General features: G+C 56.4%; 17 protein-coding genes. 12 read left to right on the forward strand and 5 right to left on the reverse strand.

Annotated elements, in window-relative coordinates:
* Positions 1-66: 66 nt before the first annotated feature.
* From PuT2_RS07745 to PuT2_RS07770, 6 genes are all read left to right on the forward strand, one after another.
* The gene (locus PuT2_RS07745) at positions 67-1197 is read left to right on the forward strand and encodes an aminotransferase class V-fold PLP-dependent enzyme (protein ID WP_093970433.1); all 1131 of its coding nucleotides are present in this window, start codon (positions 67-69) and stop codon (positions 1195-1197) included.
* A gap of 201 nt (positions 1198-1398) precedes the next feature.
* Positions 1399-1941, forward strand: a complete 543-nt coding sequence (locus PuT2_RS07750; RefSeq protein ID WP_093970434.1) for a carboxymuconolactone decarboxylase family protein — start codon at positions 1399-1401, stop codon at positions 1939-1941.
* Between the two features lie 99 nt (positions 1942-2040).
* A complete protein-coding gene (locus PuT2_RS07755) occupies positions 2041-3150 on the forward strand; it encodes an acyl-CoA dehydrogenase family protein (protein ID WP_093970435.1) in 1110 nt (369 codons plus the stop codon).
* 89 nt (positions 3151-3239) lie between these two features.
* On the forward strand, positions 3240-4043 hold the full coding sequence (locus PuT2_RS07760; protein WP_093970436.1) for an ABC transporter ATP-binding protein: 804 nt from the start codon (positions 3240-3242) through the stop codon (positions 4041-4043).
* 11 nt (positions 4044-4054) lie between these two features.
* Positions 4055-5257: an ABC transporter substrate-binding protein gene (locus PuT2_RS07765; protein WP_093970437.1), complete on the forward strand. Its 1203-nt coding sequence runs from the start codon at positions 4055-4057 to the stop codon at positions 5255-5257.
* 12 nt (positions 5258-5269) lie between these two features.
* Positions 5270-6052, forward strand: a complete 783-nt coding sequence (locus PuT2_RS07770; protein ID WP_093970438.1) for an ABC transporter permease — start codon at positions 5270-5272, stop codon at positions 6050-6052.
* Between the two features lie 13 nt (positions 6053-6065).
* Here the strand turns inward: PuT2_RS07770 and PuT2_RS07775 are convergent, their stop codons facing one another.
* The gene (locus PuT2_RS07775) at positions 6066-7322 is read right to left on the reverse strand and encodes a DUF2254 domain-containing protein (RefSeq protein ID WP_093970439.1); all 1257 of its coding nucleotides are present in this window, start codon (positions 7320-7322) and stop codon (positions 6066-6068) included.
* Between the two features lie 46 nt (positions 7323-7368).
* Positions 7369-8211 (reverse strand): ammonia-dependent NAD(+) synthetase, encoded by an 843-nt coding sequence (nadE, locus tag PuT2_RS07780; protein WP_199722919.1) that lies wholly within the window; start codon positions 8209-8211, stop codon positions 7369-7371.
* A 94-nt stretch (positions 8212-8305) separates the two neighbouring features.
* Here nadE and PuT2_RS07785 point away from each other — a divergent pair, with 94 nt between their 5' ends.
* On the forward strand, positions 8306-8872 hold the full coding sequence (locus PuT2_RS07785; RefSeq protein WP_093970440.1) for an NADPH-dependent FMN reductase: 567 nt from the start codon (positions 8306-8308) through the stop codon (positions 8870-8872).
* 186 nt (positions 8873-9058) lie between these two features.
* Here PuT2_RS07785 and PuT2_RS07790 read toward each other — a convergent pair whose 3' ends face one another.
* A complete protein-coding gene (locus PuT2_RS07790) occupies positions 9059-9646 on the reverse strand; it encodes a TMEM165/GDT1 family protein (RefSeq protein ID WP_093970441.1) in 588 nt (195 codons plus the stop codon).
* 173 nt (positions 9647-9819) lie between these two features.
* Between PuT2_RS07790 and PuT2_RS07795 the strand changes: the two genes are divergently transcribed.
* Positions 9820-10692 carry a pirin family protein gene (locus PuT2_RS07795; protein ID WP_093970442.1) on the forward strand — a complete coding sequence of 291 codons (873 nt, stop codon included), beginning with the start codon at positions 9820-9822 and terminating at the stop codon, positions 10690-10692.
* 4 nt (positions 10693-10696) lie between these two features.
* Positions 10697-12082 carry an ATP-dependent RNA helicase DbpA gene (gene dbpA / locus PuT2_RS07800; protein WP_093970443.1) on the forward strand — a complete coding sequence of 462 codons (1386 nt, stop codon included), beginning with the start codon at positions 10697-10699 and terminating at the stop codon, positions 12080-12082.
* Positions 12083-12193: 111 nt separating this feature from the next.
* Here dbpA and ribA read toward each other — a convergent pair whose 3' ends face one another.
* Positions 12194-12802, reverse strand: a complete 609-nt coding sequence (ribA, locus tag PuT2_RS07805) for a GTP cyclohydrolase II (protein WP_173862519.1) — start codon at positions 12800-12802, stop codon at positions 12194-12196.
* Positions 12803-12900: 98 nt separating this feature from the next.
* A complete protein-coding gene (locus tag PuT2_RS07810) occupies positions 12901-13662 on the reverse strand; it encodes an RNA polymerase sigma factor FliA (RefSeq protein WP_093970444.1) in 762 nt (253 codons plus the stop codon).
* A gap of 208 nt (positions 13663-13870) precedes the next feature.
* Here PuT2_RS07810 and PuT2_RS07815 point away from each other — a divergent pair, with 208 nt between their 5' ends.
* The 3 genes from PuT2_RS07815 to fliS all read left to right on the forward strand — a co-directional run bounded on the left by PuT2_RS07815 (position 13871) and on the right by fliS (position 16218).
* Positions 13871-14266, forward strand: a complete 396-nt coding sequence (locus tag PuT2_RS07815) for a flagellar protein FlaG (protein WP_093970445.1) — start codon at positions 13871-13873, stop codon at positions 14264-14266.
* Positions 14267-14377: 111 nt separating this feature from the next.
* A complete protein-coding gene (fliD, locus tag PuT2_RS07820) occupies positions 14378-15781 on the forward strand; it encodes a flagellar filament capping protein FliD (protein WP_093970446.1) in 1404 nt (467 codons plus the stop codon).
* Complete coding sequence (gene fliS, locus PuT2_RS07825; RefSeq protein ID WP_093970447.1) at positions 15778-16218, forward strand: flagellar export chaperone FliS; 441 nt, start codon at positions 15778-15780, stop codon at positions 16216-16218. The genes fliD and fliS overlap by 4 nt, the downstream gene beginning before the upstream one ends.
* Positions 16219-16262: the final 44 nt, after the last annotated feature.

Below are 16262 nucleotides of genomic sequence, written 5' to 3' on the forward strand. Positions count from 1 at the left end.
GTTATTTCCTTTTAAACAATCCGTCTACAATCAAGACCATACACATAAAAAATTCAGGAGTTACGCATGTCAAAACTGGTACCCGTTGTCGACCCCGATGGTTTGCTCGAATATTCAGTCGTCTACACCGACCGCGCGCTAAACCACATGTCAAACCTCTTCCAGGGCGTCATGAACGACATTTCGGCAACCCTGAAAGAAGTGTACGCTGCACAAGCCGCTATTGTTGTGCCGGGTAGCGGCACATTTGGCATGGAAGCTGTTGCCCGCCAGTTTGCCACGGGCAAACGCTGCATGGTGCTACGCAACGGTTGGTTCAGTTATCGCTGGACGCAAATTTTTGATATGGGCGGCATTCCAGCCGAACATAAAGTGCTCAAAGCCCGCCCAATTGAAAGCGGGTCGCAAGGCGCCTTCGCCCCTGCCCCCATCGACGAAGTCGTGGCAGCCATTAACGAATACAAGCCCGACCTGGTCTTTGCGCCGCACGTTGAAACCGCCTCGGGCATTATGCTGCCCGACGACTATCTGAAACAAGTAGCCGACGCCGTTCATGCGGTTGGCGGTTTGTTCGTACTCGATTGCATTGCCTCGGGTACGGTGTGGGTCAACATGAAAGCTGTAGGTGTCGATGTACTGATCAGCGCGCCGCAAAAAGGCTGGACTGGCGCGGCCTGCTGCGGCTTGGTCATGCTTGGCGAGACCGCCCTGCAACGTATCGAACACACCACCAGCACCAGTTTCGCGTGCGACCTGCGCAAATGGCTGCAAATCATGCAGGCCTACGAAAACGGCGGGCACGCCTATCACGCGACCATGCCTACCGACAGCCTGGTCAGCCTGCGCAACGCCATGGCCGAAACCCGCGCCGATGGCTTCGACATCATGAAAGCCAAACAACTTGAGCTAGGCAAAGCCGTGCGTGCCCTGCTGGCTAAACATGGCTTTAAAAGCGTGGCTGCCCCCGGCTTCGAAGCACCCGGCGTCGTAGTCTGCTACACCACCGACAACGACTTGCAATCGGCTCGTAAGTTTATGGAGGTTGGGCTACAAGCCGCAGCAGGCGTGCCTTTGCAATGCGACGAGCCCGCCGATTACAAAACCTTCCGTCTGGGCCTGTTTGGGCTCGACAAGCTCAACAACATTGACCGTACCGTTCAGCTACTAGACGCTGCACTAGCCAAAATTTCCGACTGACATTTCCGGCCGGCGTGCGGTCTATATAACCAAACAGCACCGTACCCTGGCCTTTTGTACGAAATCGCTCCTTATGACCCCGACAACGCTTACATATAACCGTTAGAAATAAGGTTATTTTCTTATATTAGTTCTGATTCTATAGGCGGCTCTCTAGAATGAACGGAAAGAATTTTGATGAACCTCTTTCTGTGAGCATCCATGAGCCGCCTTACTATTCACTCGATCGAATCCGCCCCAGAAGCCGCTAAAGAGCGCCTGGAAACTGCCAAAAAGAACAACGGCTTTTTGCCCAACCTGATTGGCGTACTGGCCAATGCCCCGACCGCTCTAGAAACTTACCAGGTCGTGGGCGCTATCAACGCACGCACCGGCCTGACACCCGAAGAGCGCGAAGTCGTGCAAATCACCGCTGCAACCCTGAACGGCTGCGGCTTTTGCGTCGCTGGCCATACAGCGCTGTCACGCAAAAAACTGGGTATGCCCGAAGAAGTCATTCAGGCGCTGCGCAACACCCAAGCACTGGCCGACCCCAAGCTTAACGCGCTGGCACAGTTCACTATCGCCGTCATCGAGAACAAGGGTCAGGTCTCTGACGACGCCTTGAAATCTTTCTTTGACGCGGGCTACAGCCAAGCCAATGCACTTGAAGCCGTATTAGGCGTAAGCCTGGCCACGTTGTGCAACTTTGCCAACAACCTGGCACAAACACCCATCAACCCCGAACTCCAGCCGCACGCCTGATTTCAGGCATCAGCCTCGGCGTCGCTTGTCGCCGGGGCGCCGCAACACAATTTGCTCCGCCCTGCCCCGAATCGCCCGCCCCACCCAAGGAACCTGGTCATGACTCAATCTGCCTCTACCCTGATCAACGCCATCGCCCAACACGCCAAATCCGACTTGGCGCCACTGGTGACAGCCATTGACCAGGGTCAGTATCCAGAGCAGTATCTGCGTAAGCTGGGGCAACTGGGCGGCTATTCGGCCAGCGTACCCCAGGCTCAGGGCGGTCAGGGCCTTGATTTGTCTGTGCAGGTCGAAGCCACCACATTGGTCAGTCGCGAGTGCGGTTCGACCGCTTTTATGGTGTGGTGCCAGTCAACCTGCGCGTGGTACCTGCTTAATGCCGCCAACGCAGCAGTGCGTGAGCGCTATCTGGCACAGGTGGCATCGGGTGAGCTGCTGGCCGGTACTGGCATGTCGAATACCGTCAAACATCTGGCAGGCATCGAAAAAATCAATCTGCGCGCCACTCGCACCGAGCACGGCTACGAAGTAAACGGGTCGCTGCCCTGGGTATCGAATATCGGTGAAGATCACCTGGCCGTTGTTGCCGCTCATGTCGAAGACGAGGGCTACATTATGTTTGCCGTGCGCTGCAATGCACCTGGTGTCACGCTGCGTCGCTGCCTGCCGTTTTCGGGTATGGAAGGCACCCAGACACTTAACGTACGCTTCGACAAAGTTACCGTCGCAAACGACGACATCATTGCTCACCCCTCGCAGTTCAAAGCCTATATACAGCGGATCAAGCCCGGTTTTGTGTTGGGCCAGACAGGTATGGGGCTAGGCATTATCGAAGCCAGCATCGAATCGATGCGCGCCACCAACCAAACGCATTCGCACGTCAATGTCTTTCTGGATGACCAAGCCGAAGACCTGGCTGCAGAGCTGCAAACACTGAAGACACAGATTGCCGACCTGGCTCGGCAGGCGCAAACCGGCGAGGCACCGCTTCTGGACGTGCTCAAGGCACGCTTGGCGACATCAGAATTGGCTTTACGCGCTACGCAGTCTGAAGTACTACACACGGGCGCCAAAGGCTATCTGATGAACCACGGCGCACAGCGCCGCCAACGCGAGGCTGTGTTCGTCGCCATCGTGACGCCGGCTCTCAAGCACTTACGCAAAGAAATCAACGACCTGGAACGACTGCAAGCCCAGGCGGCCTGAACAGGGTGTCCCGACCGCTTGCCGGGCCATCGCGTTAACCATTGATCTACCCCGTTAAACCAGACGATCGCCCAAAACTTTCAAGCATCATGAATCAAACCACCCACCGCCCGCTCGTGCTCGAGGCCCGTAACATCCAGCTGACCTATACGGGCAAAGGCAAACCTCGCAACACGGTACTTACCGAGTTTTCGTTGCAGGTAGCCCAGGGCGAGACCGTGGCCATACTGGGCCCCAGCGGCGTCGGCAAGTCGTCTTTATTGCGTGTGCTTGCTGGCCTTCAGCAACCCGAAACCGGCTCTGTGCGCGTACACGGCGAAGAACTCAACGGGCCGCACCCTCGACTGGGGTTTGTATTTCAAGACCCCAGCCTGTTGCCCTGGCTCAACCTCGAACAAAATGTCGGCTTCGGGCTCGACTTCAAGCACCAGCCCAAAATCGGTGAAACCGAACGTGAGGCCCGTATCGCCGCCGCCATTGGCGAAGTCGGCCTGGCAGCAGCGCGTCACCGTTACCCTGCCGAACTATCAGGGGGTATGGCGCAACGTGCGGCGCTAGCCCGCTGCCTGGCCCGTCAACCCGAAATGCTGCTGCTCGACGAACCGTTCAGCGCGCTCGACGAAATTACCCGCACCGAAATGCAGGACCTGCTGCGCGCCATTACACAGAAACACCAGGCCGCCGCAGTGATGGTGACCCACGACATCGACGAAGCCCTGTTGCTGGCCGACCGTATCGTACTGATTGGCCATCATCCCGGACGCTTGATCGGCGAATGGCATATCACTTTGCCTCATCCGCGCGACGAAGCCGTCGACGAACTCGAAAGTATTCGCCTTGAAATCGTGCATGCCTTGCGCAAAGCACGCCAAAAACCCGCCCAGACACACTGAGAACGACCATCATGACAACTTTTAACGACACATCCGCCACGAACGAGGCCCGTCGCCAGTTCCTGAAACTTTCGTCTTTGTTTACCGCCATGGGCGCGCTGCCTTTGCTGAGCATGCAACGCAAGGCCTTTGCTGCCGACCCCAACGCCCCATTGCGTATTGGCTACCTGCCCATCACCGACGCCACGCCCTTACTGGTGGCGCACAACAATGGCTTGTTCGAAAAGCAGGGCCTGCAAGTCGAAAAGCCCCGCCTGTTCCGCAGTTGGGCCCAACTTGTCGAAGCCTTCCTGGCCGGCCAGGTCAATGCCGTTCACCTGCTGTCGCCCATGACCGTCTGGGCACGTTATGGCAGCCAGTCGAAAGCCAAGATCGTTGCCTGGAACCACATGTCGGGTTCAGGTTTGACCGTACAGCACGACATCAACGACGTTGCGCAACTGGGCGGCACCACCGTGGCCATTCCCTTCTGGTATTCGATTCACAACGTCATGTTGCAGCACCTGCTTAAAGGTAAAGGCCTTGAGCCCATCAGCGACGGCGAGCCTAACGAAAAACAAGTCAAGCTAGTGGTCATGGCGCCTTCAGACATGTTGCCCGCGCTGGCCAACAAGCAGATTTCGGGCTACACCGTGGCCGAGCCGTTTAATGCCTCGGCCGAACTACTCAAGGTTGGCAAAATTTTGCGCTTTACCGGCGACATCTGGAAAGATCACGCCTGCTGCGTCGTGCTGATGCACGAAGAAGATACCGTGAACCGGCCCGAATGGACTCAGGGCGTTGTCAACGGCATTGTTCAAGCCCAGGCATGGATCCAGAACAACCGTGAGGAAACCGCGCGCATTCTGTCCAAAGATCACGCACAACGCTATACGCCCCACCCCTTCAATACACTGGCCGAAGTTCTGGTACCTGCGAAACTGGATCGTGCCCGCTACGAAGCAGACGGCGCTATTGTCAATAAAGCGTGGCAAGAAAAGCGTATCGACTTCCAACCCTACCCGTTTCCCAGCTACACCGAAGAACTGGTGCGCCGCCTGAAGGGCACGCTGGTGTCAGGCAAAAACGAATTCCTGGAAACGCTGGACCCGGCATTTGCAGCCAAAGACCTGGTCGACGACCGCTTTGCACGCAAGGCCATCGAAAGCATTGGCGGCATGAGCGTTTTTGGCATGCCTCCAGGCTACGAGCGCCAGGAAATCATCACCGCTTAAGGCAAAACGTTCATGCGCAAGATTCTGTTTTTCGCAGCACCCGGCAAGCGCACACTGCTCAGCCTGACCGGGCTGCTGGTGCTGATCGTCCTTTGGGGGGTTGGTATCGAGTTTTTAAAACGCGATATCGCAATGGCCGGACTTCTCAGCCCCGCCGACACGCTGTCAAGCCTGTACGCCCTTGTCAGCGACAACCAGCTCACCACGCACACCCTGACCAGCTTGAAACGAGTACTGGTGGGGTTGTTCTTTGCCTTGCTCATCGGCATACCGGTCGGGCTGGCCATCGGTGGTTCGCGCACGCTTGAAAACAGCACCAGCAGCGCCTTTCAGTTTTTGCGCATGATTTCGCCGCTATCGTGGATGCCTATTGCGGTAATGATTTTTGGTATTGGCGACGCCCCCATTTACTTTCTGCTGTCGTTTGCCGCTGTCTGGCCTGTTATCTTGAATACAGCCGCGGGCGTCAAGCAACTCGACCCAAAATGGTTGATGCTGGCAAAAAGCTTAAGTGCAACCCGAAGCGAAGTCTTGCTGCGCATCGTCATCCCCGGTGTTTTGGGCCACATTCTTACCGGCGCTCGTTTGGCCATTGGTATTATCTGGATCGTGCTGGTACCTTGCGAGATGCTCGGCGTCAGTTCGGGACTGGGATACTTCATTCTAGACACCCGCGACCGCTTGGCTTACTCAGAGTTGATGGCCGTGATTGTGCTGATTGGTGCCCTGGGCTTTTTGCTTGACCTGGCCGCCCAGAAGCTTTATCAGCGCTGGACACACACCAACCAAACTTGACCCCCCTAGTCAATTACTCAAACAGGCGCTGATGCAACTGCAACAGCGCCTGTTTTTCTGATGGTAGCGTCAGTGCCGACTCGGCGCGCTCAAGCGCAATACGGGCATGTGTTAGCAAGTCCCCCTGCACCCATGGCGGCGCGTTACAGAACAAGGCATGCAACGACTTTTGCACGCGCACCTGAACCTCGATCATTCCTGCGCCATCTCGAGAGATCGGCATAAAGAAATCGTTCAGCATGTCTTCGAACGCCAAAGGTGGCACCCATACGCGGGCATACGCTATGTTTTCAGGCGATGATAGCGGCGCAAGGTACTGGGTCAATACTCGCACGCCACGGCCCAGAACATCTATCGCCGTGCCCGGGTCATTGACGGCGGGCGACAACGCGCGCGATGCAATTTCGGCGAGCACGCACAATCCAAAGCGCGGATCTTGATCGAAAGAGCGTTCAGGTGCCAATGTGTAAGCCGCGCGCATCGCCTCGGTTAAACCACTGTCAGAGCTTGAGTCGACCCACAGCAATGGCGTGCGCGGATGCACAAACGCGCCGGCTACGGCATCGACATAAACGTTGCAATTGAACTTTTCAGCACACTCGTTTAATTGACCAATATCAAGATGCTCGACGTAAGCAACACCATCGGGGTATATCGGCATTGCATGCGCTGGAATGGTGGATTGTGGATCACGCAAAACTTGCCCGCCCATTGCTGGGCAACGCCGCCAGTAATCAAGTGCGTTGGCCGTTGCCGTCTCGACGCGCTCGGTGGTGTCGCCCACACGGCCAAAATGGGTCAGGTGGGAAATCCAGCGCAGCAACGCCAGCACCACCAACCCAATAACGACTAACGACACCACAAACAAAATAACCCGGCCACGCGGCCCGTAAACCCCGGCGCTAAGCGCCACAATACCGACCAGGCTAAACAGAAACGACCCCAGAAACGTGGACAACACATTTTGGCTGGTGGTGTCTTGCATGAGCAGCCGGGTGGCGCGCGGCGTAACGCTGGACGTTGCCGCACTGTAGGCCGAGACCATGACGGTTAACGAGAACGTGGTCACCGCCAACATACTGCCTGCCAGGATATCAAGAATATGATCGACAGCATCAGCACCAATAACACCGGCCAGGCCTTCAGGAATGAACGGGTCGAGCAGTACCGACAGCAACGCCGAGGCGATGGCAAGTAATGAGAACAAAAGCGCCCTGACCCAAAGGGTACGGGTGAGCTGCTTAACCAGCCATTGCCATTTTGACAGCATGATTTCCCCCAGTTAACCAAGCGTCCGGCAGAACAATCAGCACTATTTAAAACGTGTCGAACGGGTTGTACGGCAGTGCGCGCTTGTGAGCGGTGGCCCGATAAATACCCACGATTTTTTCAAAGACATCAACCGGAACCGGCTTACCTTCAAGAAAATCATCAAGCTGATCGTAGGTTAGGCCAAACGCCTCTTCATCAGGTTTGAGCGGCGACAGGGATTCGAGGTCGGCCGTGGGTACTTTATAAACCAACGATTCGGGTGCCCCAAAACGCAACGCCAGCGCCCGTACACGGCGCTTGGACAGCCCCGTCAGGGGGGTCACGTCGGCAGCGCCGTCGCCAAATTTAGTAAAGAAGCCCGTCAAGGCTTCGGCGGCATGGTCAGTGCCCACCACAATGCCATCGTATGCACCGCCCACAGCAAACTGGGCAATCATGCGCTGGCGCGCCTTAATATTGCCAAGCAAAAAGTCTTGGTGCGCCGGGTCGCGAAACTCGGCGCCCCCCTGAACAACCGATGCCAGCATTGCATCACTGGCGGGCTTGATATCGACGGTAATCAGGCGATCGGGGCAGATAACGCCCAGGCCAGCCTGCGCATCGGCTTCGTCTTTTTGCACGCCGTAAGGTAAACGCATGGCAATAAATTGCGCCTCGGCCCCGGCGGCACGCACCCGCTCGACAGCACGCTGCGAAAGGCAGCCCCCGACCAGCGAATCGACCCCGCCACTGATACCCAGCACCAACGCCTTACGGCGTGTGCGCAACAGATAATCAGCCAAAAACGTGACACGCTTTTCGATTTCCTGGTCAACATTGAATGTATCGGCAACACAAAGTTCTGAAATAATCTGTTTTTGTAGAGCAGTCTGGTCAGGAGACAACACGGCGCTTCCTCTTTATGGCGTCAAGATCAGGCTTTATGATAGCTGATGCGGTGCACAATCCGGGCACCGCCACCACATTGGAGATTTCGATTCTATGGCACTCAAGCTTCAGGTAGTTATTTGCAGCACCCGCCCCGGCCGCGTTGGCCCGTCTGTGGCCAAATGGTTTGCCGACTATGCCAAGGCCAATAGCCAGTTCGACATCGAGCTGATTGACCTGGTCGACTTCAAGCTGCCCGTTTTTGACGAACCCAACCACCCGGCCATGCGCAACTACCAGCACGACCACACCAAGCGCTGGAGCGCCAGTGTTGATTCGGCCGATGCGTTCGTATTTGTGACTCCTGAATACAACTACTGCGCCCCACCCTCGTTCTACAACGCGCTGAATTATCTGGTTAAAGAATGGGCCTACAAACCTGCAGGCTTTGTCAGCTATGGCGGCGTCTCGGGCGGGCTGCGCGCTGCTCAACAGGCCAAATCGCTGGTTACAACCCTGCGCATGATGCCCATTACCGAAGGCGTGATGGTGCCCATGGTGGCTACCATGCTCGACGAAAACAAAAACTTCAAATCGAACGAACTTATCGACAAATCGGCCGAAACTATGCTGGGCGAACTGCACCGGTGGGCTGTTGCCCTGAAAACCATGCGTGCCTAAACCGGCTAAACAATAGCGGGCAGGTCAACATAGACCTGCGGACGCGTCATTAAAAACACCCCAAAGATTGGATACGTATCCAGTCTTTGGGGTGTAGTTCAATGGGCAATCGGTGTCTTCATTGCGAAGCTATTGCGGCCGCTCGTGTATCGAAAACATTAATGCGCCCCCGGCTAATACGCCGTTTTAACCGCCAGCGTCCGCCATAAAATCTCCCACGCCCATCAGCGCCAACACACCTAATATGGCAAAAATGGCGGCAGCAATGCTGTGAACCAGTCGCATCGGAATCTTGGCGGCAAATTTATTCCCCACAAAAACGGCGGGAACGTCAGCAATCAGCATGCCCAGCGTCGTGCCGGCAATCACCAGCACCGGCGCGGCGTAGCTCGCGGCAAGAGCCACCGTCGCAATCTGCGTTTTATCGCCCATCTCCGCCAAGAAAAACGTGACAAACGTTGCACCAAACACCCCAAGTCGACGGGCGATCTGGGTTTCTTCCTCTTCGATCTTGTCGGGGATGAGTGTCCAGATAGCCATGGCCAAAAATGACAGGCCGAGAATCCAGCGCAAAACATCGGGGCTAAGCACGGTCGTTACCCAAGTGCCAACCGCGCCGGCAAGGCCATGATTAAGCAGGGTTGCCGCCAAAATACCCAAAATAATAGGCACTGGCTTTTTAAAACGTGCGGCCAGAATAAACGCCAGCAACTGGGTTTTGTCACCCATTTCTGCCAGTGCGACGACACCGGTCGATACCCACAATGCTTCCACAATGCTACCTTCACCTATAATTGATCCGGGCGGTATTGTATCGCCCTAAACCTGTCGCAGGCCTGACGACCGCAGCTCAATTACCAACCCCTGTCGCAGTGCTCACCGTGCCCGCCAAATCGCGGTCCGCGTCCCGAACACTTTGTCACCCTCCCCGCCTCAAGGTAAACACCATGCCGATGATTCCCGTCAAACACGCCGAAATCGTGACTTCACCCCGCCCTATCGAGCGTCTGATCGTCGGGCGCCCCACTTCTGATGGCGCCGGCGTCAAATTGACGCGAGTACTGTCAGGTAGCCTGCAGCGGCGTCTGGACCCCTACCTGATGCTTGACGCCTTTGGCAGCGATGACCCCGACGATTACATTGCCGGCTTCCCGAACCATCCGCACCGCGGTTTTGAAACTATTACCTACATGATTGCGGGGCGCATGCGCCACAACGACAGCGCGGGCAACGAAGGCATTTTGCAGAATGGCGGTGTGCAATGGATGACGGCCGGGCGCGGTGTCATTCACTCTGAACTACCCGAACAAGAAGAAGGCGTAATGGAAGGTTTTCAGTTATGGCTGAACCTGCCCGCCGCCGACAAAATGTGCGAGCCCGGATACCTTGATATCCAGCATGAAGAAATGCCCGAAATTACACCCTCGGCAAATGTCACCGTGCGAGTTATTGCAGGGCAAAGTCATGGGGTCGCGGGGAAAATCCAGCGCACAAAAACTCGTCCGCTGTATCTGGACATCCATTTCAGTGGGCCAGGCCAGTTTACCCAAGCCCTGCCTGCATCGGCAAACGCGTTTGTTTATGTGTATCGCGGCGAAGTTAAAACGGGTAACACGCCCGTCCCCTTGCAAAACATGGGCATATTTACCAACACGCCGGGTACCGACGGCGTTGTCATCAGTGCAGACGGCCCGGCCCGAGTATTGCTCATTGCCGGCGAGCCCCTGAACGAACCCATTGCCCAATATGGCCCCTTTGTCATGAACACCCAGCAAGAACTCATGCAGGCCGTCAGCGACTTCCAATCAGGACAATTTTAATTTTATGACCACACCTACGGGTTTTCACACCCTGCCCCTGCCCGACACACTACTGGCCACACTCGACGACCTCGGTTTTACCGACATGACGCCGATTCAGGCACAAACATTGCCTCTGGCACTCGACGGCAAAGACCTGATCGCCCAAGCCAAAACCGGCTCGGGCAAAACAGCGGCATTTGGATTGCCCTTGCTGGCAAAGCTCAACCCGCGCTTCTTCGGCACCCAGGCACTGGTACTTTGCCCCACGCGCGAACTGGCCGACCAGGTCAGCCGCGAACTGCGACGACTGGCGCGCAACATCGAAAACATCAAGATACTTACGTTGTGCGGCGGAGCCGCCATCAAACCGCAAATCGAATCGCTGCAGCATGGGGCCCATGTTGTCGTGGGCACACCCGGCCGGGTGCGCGACCACCTGGAGCGCGAAAGCCTGATTTTGCCCGGGTTGCAAACCCTGGTACTTGATGAAGCCGACCGCATGATCGACATGGGCTTCTATGACGACATGGTGGCGATTGCATCGCACTGTCCGCACAAGCGCCAAACCCTGCTGTTCTCGGCCACGTACCCCGACAACATCCGCAAGGCCAGCGCCCGCTTCCTTAACCGCCCACTCGAAGTCTTTACCGAAGCTCTGCACAGTGCCCACCACATCGAACAGCACTTCTACGAGGTCAACGACGACCAGCGCCTCGACATTGCCGTCAAGCTGCTTTCAAAACACCGGCCCGGCTCCACCCTGATCTTTTGCAACACCAAGGCGCGTGTCACCGACATGACCGACGTGCTGCGCGAGCACGGTTTCAGCGCACTCGAACTACATGGGGACATGGAACAACGCGACCGCGAGGACGTGATGATCCAGTTTGCCAACCAAAGCTGTGCGGTATTGGTCGCCACCGACGTCGCTGCGCGGGGCCTAGACATCAAAACCCTAGATGCGGTCATCAACGTCGATATTTCGCCCGACCCCGAGGTGCATGTTCACCGCATAGGTCGTACAGGCCGAACCGACCAGCCGGGCCTGGCCATTAGCCTGGTCGGCGCCAAAGAAATGCAGTGGGCCGAGCGCATTGCGCAGTTCCAGAAGGCCCCTTTGGTCTGGAAACCGCTCGAGTCGGTTAAAAAACAAGCGATTAAACCGGTGGGTGCGCCCATGGTCACCTTGTGTATTCAGGGGGGCAAGAAAAACAAGCTGCGCCCTGGCGACCTGCTGGGTGCCCTGACAAAAGACGCGGGCCTGCAATTCGACGATGTCGGCAAAATCACTATTCTTGATTATGTCGCCTTTGTTGCATTAAGGCGCGAAGTTGCAGACGACGCCTACGCCCATCTGGCCAATGGCCAAATAAAAGGCAAGCAATTCCGCATGCGGTTTATGAGCTGACGTAATACCCGGCCTGTCGAGCAACCACACGCTTGGCGGGCCGGAAAAAATTGCGTTGCCTTCTACTCGGGTCGCGCGACGTGGCGCCCCTGAAGCCGGGTAGCCCGGAAACTATTCTTGTTCGTCGGCCGGGGCGTGAGTCGCAAACCAATGGCCAAGCTTGGCGGCCTTGGTCTGCAAATACCCTTCGTTGTACCGATTACGATTTACCTGCAAAGGCAAACGCTCGACCACATCGATACCAGCCTGGGTAAGCGCGTTGACCTTTTTGGGGTTATTAGTCATTAAACGCAGTTGCGAGACCCCGAAATGCGCCAGCATGGGCTTGCAAATGTCATAGCGACGCATATCGGCCGGGAACCCCAGACGGACATTAGCCTCGACGGTGTCAGCACCTTGATCTTGCAGCTGGTAGGCCCGAATCTTGTTCACCAGGCCAATACCGCGGCCCTCTTGACGCAGGTAAAGCAACATACCCCGCCCTTCTTTGGCAATCACTTGCAAGGCGGTTTCAAGCTGGGCACCGCAGTCGCAGCGTTGGCTGAATAAGGCATCGCCGGTCAGGCATTCGGAGTGCACGCGCGCCAGTACGGGCTGCCCATCGGCAACATTCCCCAATGTCAGGGCAACGTGCTCTTTTCCGGTGTCGGGGGAAACAAAGGCGTGAAGCGTGAAAACGGCCCAAGGCGTGGGCAACTGACAAGAATCGACGTAATCCAATTTGAGATACTCTGCGTATGCGCTGAAACAGCCGCAAATAAATACAAGATTAACACTGTTTGCCTGGCGCAACGCCCGACAAACACTTGAGGACAGGTTTAGAGCAGATTCTGGAAATCGATCTCGCTGGGGTTTTCATCCCAGGCGCCAGAGGACAGCGCCCCCCGGATACGCGCAATAGCCTGAGACCGCAGCTGAGAAACACGCCCTTCGGTCACGCCCAGAACCGCCGCGATTTCTTTCTGGTTAAGGTCTTGCTCGAACTGTAGCGACAGCAACAACTGTTCGCGCTCGGGCAACCGGGCAATGGCATCGACAAGCGCAGAGCGCAGGCCCTGAGACATTAAAAGCTGCAGCGGGTTAGCCCACTGGCTGTGCGTTTCGTCAGGGTCGCCGACGTTTTCGCCGGCATGACCCGCATCGTTCTGAAAACGGGCCAGGTCTTCGTAGTGCACGACCTGCACCCCGTGCGCGTCTTCAAGCATGCTTTGGTAGTCGTCAAGCGGAAGGTCGAGTTCTGCCGCGATTTCGGCTTCAGTCGCCGGACGCATAAGCTGCTGTTCGAGCTTGTGCACTGCCCGTTCAATAGCTCGCGCCTTGGTGCGTACGCTGCGGGGCAACCAGTCTTGGCTGCGCAATTCGTCGAGCATGGCGCCGCGAATACGCGTAACGGCATAAGTTTCGAACTGGGCATCAGGCACTTGCTGATAACGCCGAACAGCGTCGAGCAACCCCATCATGCCGGCCTGCATCAGGTCGTCGAGCTCGACACTGGGCGGCAGCTTTGAAATAAGCTGCAGGGCCAGACGCCGCACCATGGGTGCGTATTGGCCAACCAGTTGATCTTCCGAGAGCGACATACTTGTTTTAAACGTTGAACAGGGGACAATAAGCCCGTTGCGCCAATTATCGTAGTTTTTTTGCTACAAATTCGCTGGATCAAGCCGGTATTCGCCGGGCTATTCTGTAATTTGAGCCGTTGACCTAAAGTTGACCCGACAACTGCCGTTAAGCACGTTATCCGTTAATAATAACCTGCCTGGTCATACCGCCTCGGGAGCATGCGTCATGATTAACCCCTTATCTTCGTCCCTGCAAACCACCGCCGTGAATATTCAGGCGCAAGACACGGGGCGCGTTGTCAACCAACCCGAGCCCGCCCGTGTCGTGACGGCGCTTGAGAATGCCCTTGATGCGCGGCTTAACCCGCAAGACCAGCAGCAACAGCAACAAGAGACCTCAGCCCGAGGCCTCGACGAAACCCTCGAAGATCTGAATGCGCGCATGCAGGCCTGGTCGACCGGGCTGCGCTTCACGGTCGACGAAGACGCCCAACGCGTAGTGGTATCCATTGTCGACAACAACACAGGTGAAGTTATTCGCACCGTACCCAGCGACGCCGTCCTGAAGGTGGCAAAAATGATTGTCCATCTACAAGGCCAGGTCGTTAACACGAAAGTGTAAGGCCCGCAAATTCCCAATATTTCAAACCGGCAAAATAGACCACATTCTGTCGGTTGCACACGGGTTTACACTAACCCGTAATCGGTAAAAATACCCCCAAGGAGATTCAACATGGCTATTACTTCGATCGGTGTCGGTTCGGGGCTTCCGCTTCAGGATCTGCTGGCCGATCTGCGTGCCAGCGAGAGTCAAGCACTTACGGTTATTAAAAACCGCCAAACCTCCGAGCAAAACCGCATGTCGGCGTATGGCCGCATCAAAAGCGCTGTCGAAGCACTTCAAGGCGCCACAACCGCGCTCGGTAAGCCCGAGGCCTTCACCACCCTTAAAACGTCAATCAGCGGTGGCGATGGCCTGACGGCAACCGCATCAGCCGACGCCATTGCCGGCAGCTACAAAGTCAAAGTCGAAACCCTGGCCACAACGCAATCGCTGGTTACCCAGGGCATAGCCAGTCGCACCGACGCCCTGGGCGAAGGTGGCGTTATTACCTTTACCTATGGCGACGGCAGCACCAAAACGCTCGACCTCACGGGTAAAGACACGTCAATCGACGGCCTGATTGCCGCCATCAATGGCGACGACACGCTAGGCCTGCAGGCCACCGTCCTTAACGACGGCTCGGGCACACCTCACCGTTTGCTTATTACGGCGACCACGACCGGCACCAACGCGGCGCTGACCAACATCAGTGTTGCTGGCAACACCGGCGGTGGCGGCGGCGAGCCCCTGGCCGACTTGCTCAATTTCGGCGATGCCGGCTCGACCATCAGCGAACAAGCCGCCAGCAACGCCAAAATCGACATCAACGGCATTGCCATCACCAGTCAGACCAATACAGTTGAAGACGCTATCGAAGGCGTAACGCTTACGCTTAAAGCCGAAGACGCCAGCAAAACGCTTAACCTGACTGTATCGCGCGACGACGAAGCGGCCACAAAGGCCATTACCAACTTCGTCAACGCCTACAACAGCCTGCAAGGTACGATCCGGTCACTCACGTCATTCAACACCGAAACCCAAACAGGCAATGTGCTTACCGGCGACTCCATGGCGCGGCGTGTACAAGATCAGGTTCGCGGCATTCTGACGGTCAGCAGCAGCTCGGGCGATATCCGCTCGTTCGCCGACATGGGTATCGAATTCAACTACCAAAACGGCGAACTGAAACTCGACACGGCCAAACTGGCCAAGGCCATGAAAGATAGTCAAGGCGATATCGCCAGCTTCTTGCAAGGCCCGCAGGGTATTGCCAATCGCATGACGCAAATTACCGACAATTTGCTCGGTAGCAACGGCCCCATTACGTCGGCCACCAAGGGCGTCGACCAAACGATCAAAACGCTCAAAGAACAATACGACACCGCCTCGGCGCGTATTGATTCGCGTATGTCTATTTATCAAAAGCAGTTCTCGGCTCTCGACAAAATGCTTGCCGAAATGAACTCGGTCAGCAGCTACCTCACCACCCAGTTGTCGGCCCTCGAAAACCTGACCAACCAGACGAAAAAATGACCTACTCCATGCCCCGCGGCCCTCGTGCCAATCGTTCGGCTCAGGCGTATGCAAATATTGGCCTCGAAACCGAAGTGCTCAGCGCCTCGCCCGAGCGTCTTATTACCTTGCTCTACGATGGCGCGCTTGCCGCCATTGCCAAGGCGCGGTTATATATGGAAAATAACAACGCACAGGGGCGCGGCGTGGCACTATCCAAGGCCATAGACATTATCGAGTCCGGTTTAAAAGCCAGCCTTAACATGGAAGCCGGCGGCGACCTGGCCAAGAACCTGTCAGCCACCTACGACCTGATGATCAGCCACCTGATGCTGGCCAACCTACGTAACGATACCAGCAAGCTCGACCTTGCCGAAAACATGCTCCGCGAAATTGCCGACGCGTGGAAGACTTCTGTCGACACGCCCAAAGCAAAAAATGGTGCTGCAGCGGCCTGATGCCCTCCATCCCTGCGCCTACACAGGCGCAGGCAACTTAAAGA

Source organism: Pusillimonas sp. T2 (genome assembly GCF_002236805.1).
GTDB lineage: Bacteria > Pseudomonadota > Gammaproteobacteria > Burkholderiales > Burkholderiaceae_B > Neopusillimonas.

Excerpts from the sequence above, each read along its gene's own strand:
- PuT2_RS07745 (WP_093970433.1), top strand. The coding sequence starts at position 67 with ATGTCAAAACTGGTACCCGTTGTCGACCCCGATGGTTTGCTCGAATAT.
- PuT2_RS07750 (WP_093970434.1), top strand. The coding sequence starts at position 1,399 with ATGAGCCGCCTTACTATTCACTCGATCGAATCCGCCCCAGAAGCCGCT.
- PuT2_RS07755 (WP_093970435.1), top strand. The coding sequence starts at position 2,041 with ATGACTCAATCTGCCTCTACCCTGATCAACGCCATCGCCCAACACGCC.
- PuT2_RS07760 (WP_093970436.1), top strand. The coding sequence starts at position 3,240 with ATGAATCAAACCACCCACCGCCCGCTCGTGCTCGAGGCCCGTAACATC.
- PuT2_RS07765 (WP_093970437.1), top strand. The coding sequence starts at position 4,055 with ATGACAACTTTTAACGACACATCCGCCACGAACGAGGCCCGTCGCCAG.
- PuT2_RS07770 (WP_093970438.1), top strand. The coding sequence starts at position 5,270 with ATGCGCAAGATTCTGTTTTTCGCAGCACCCGGCAAGCGCACACTGCTC.
- PuT2_RS07775 (WP_093970439.1), bottom strand. The coding sequence starts at position 7,322 with ATGCTGTCAAAATGGCAATGGCTGGTTAAGCAGCTCACCCGTACCCTT.
- PuT2_RS07785 (WP_093970440.1), top strand. The coding sequence starts at position 8,306 with ATGGCACTCAAGCTTCAGGTAGTTATTTGCAGCACCCGCCCCGGCCGC.
- PuT2_RS07795 (WP_093970442.1), top strand. The coding sequence starts at position 9,820 with ATGCCGATGATTCCCGTCAAACACGCCGAAATCGTGACTTCACCCCGC.
- dbpA (WP_093970443.1), top strand. The coding sequence starts at position 10,697 with ATGACCACACCTACGGGTTTTCACACCCTGCCCCTGCCCGACACACTA.
- PuT2_RS07810 (WP_093970444.1), bottom strand. The coding sequence starts at position 13,662 with ATGTCGCTCTCGGAAGATCAACTGGTTGGCCAATACGCACCCATGGTG.
- PuT2_RS07815 (WP_093970445.1), top strand. The coding sequence starts at position 13,871 with ATGATTAACCCCTTATCTTCGTCCCTGCAAACCACCGCCGTGAATATT.
- fliD (WP_093970446.1), top strand. The coding sequence starts at position 14,378 with ATGGCTATTACTTCGATCGGTGTCGGTTCGGGGCTTCCGCTTCAGGAT.
- fliS (WP_093970447.1), top strand. The coding sequence starts at position 15,778 with ATGACCTACTCCATGCCCCGCGGCCCTCGTGCCAATCGTTCGGCTCAG.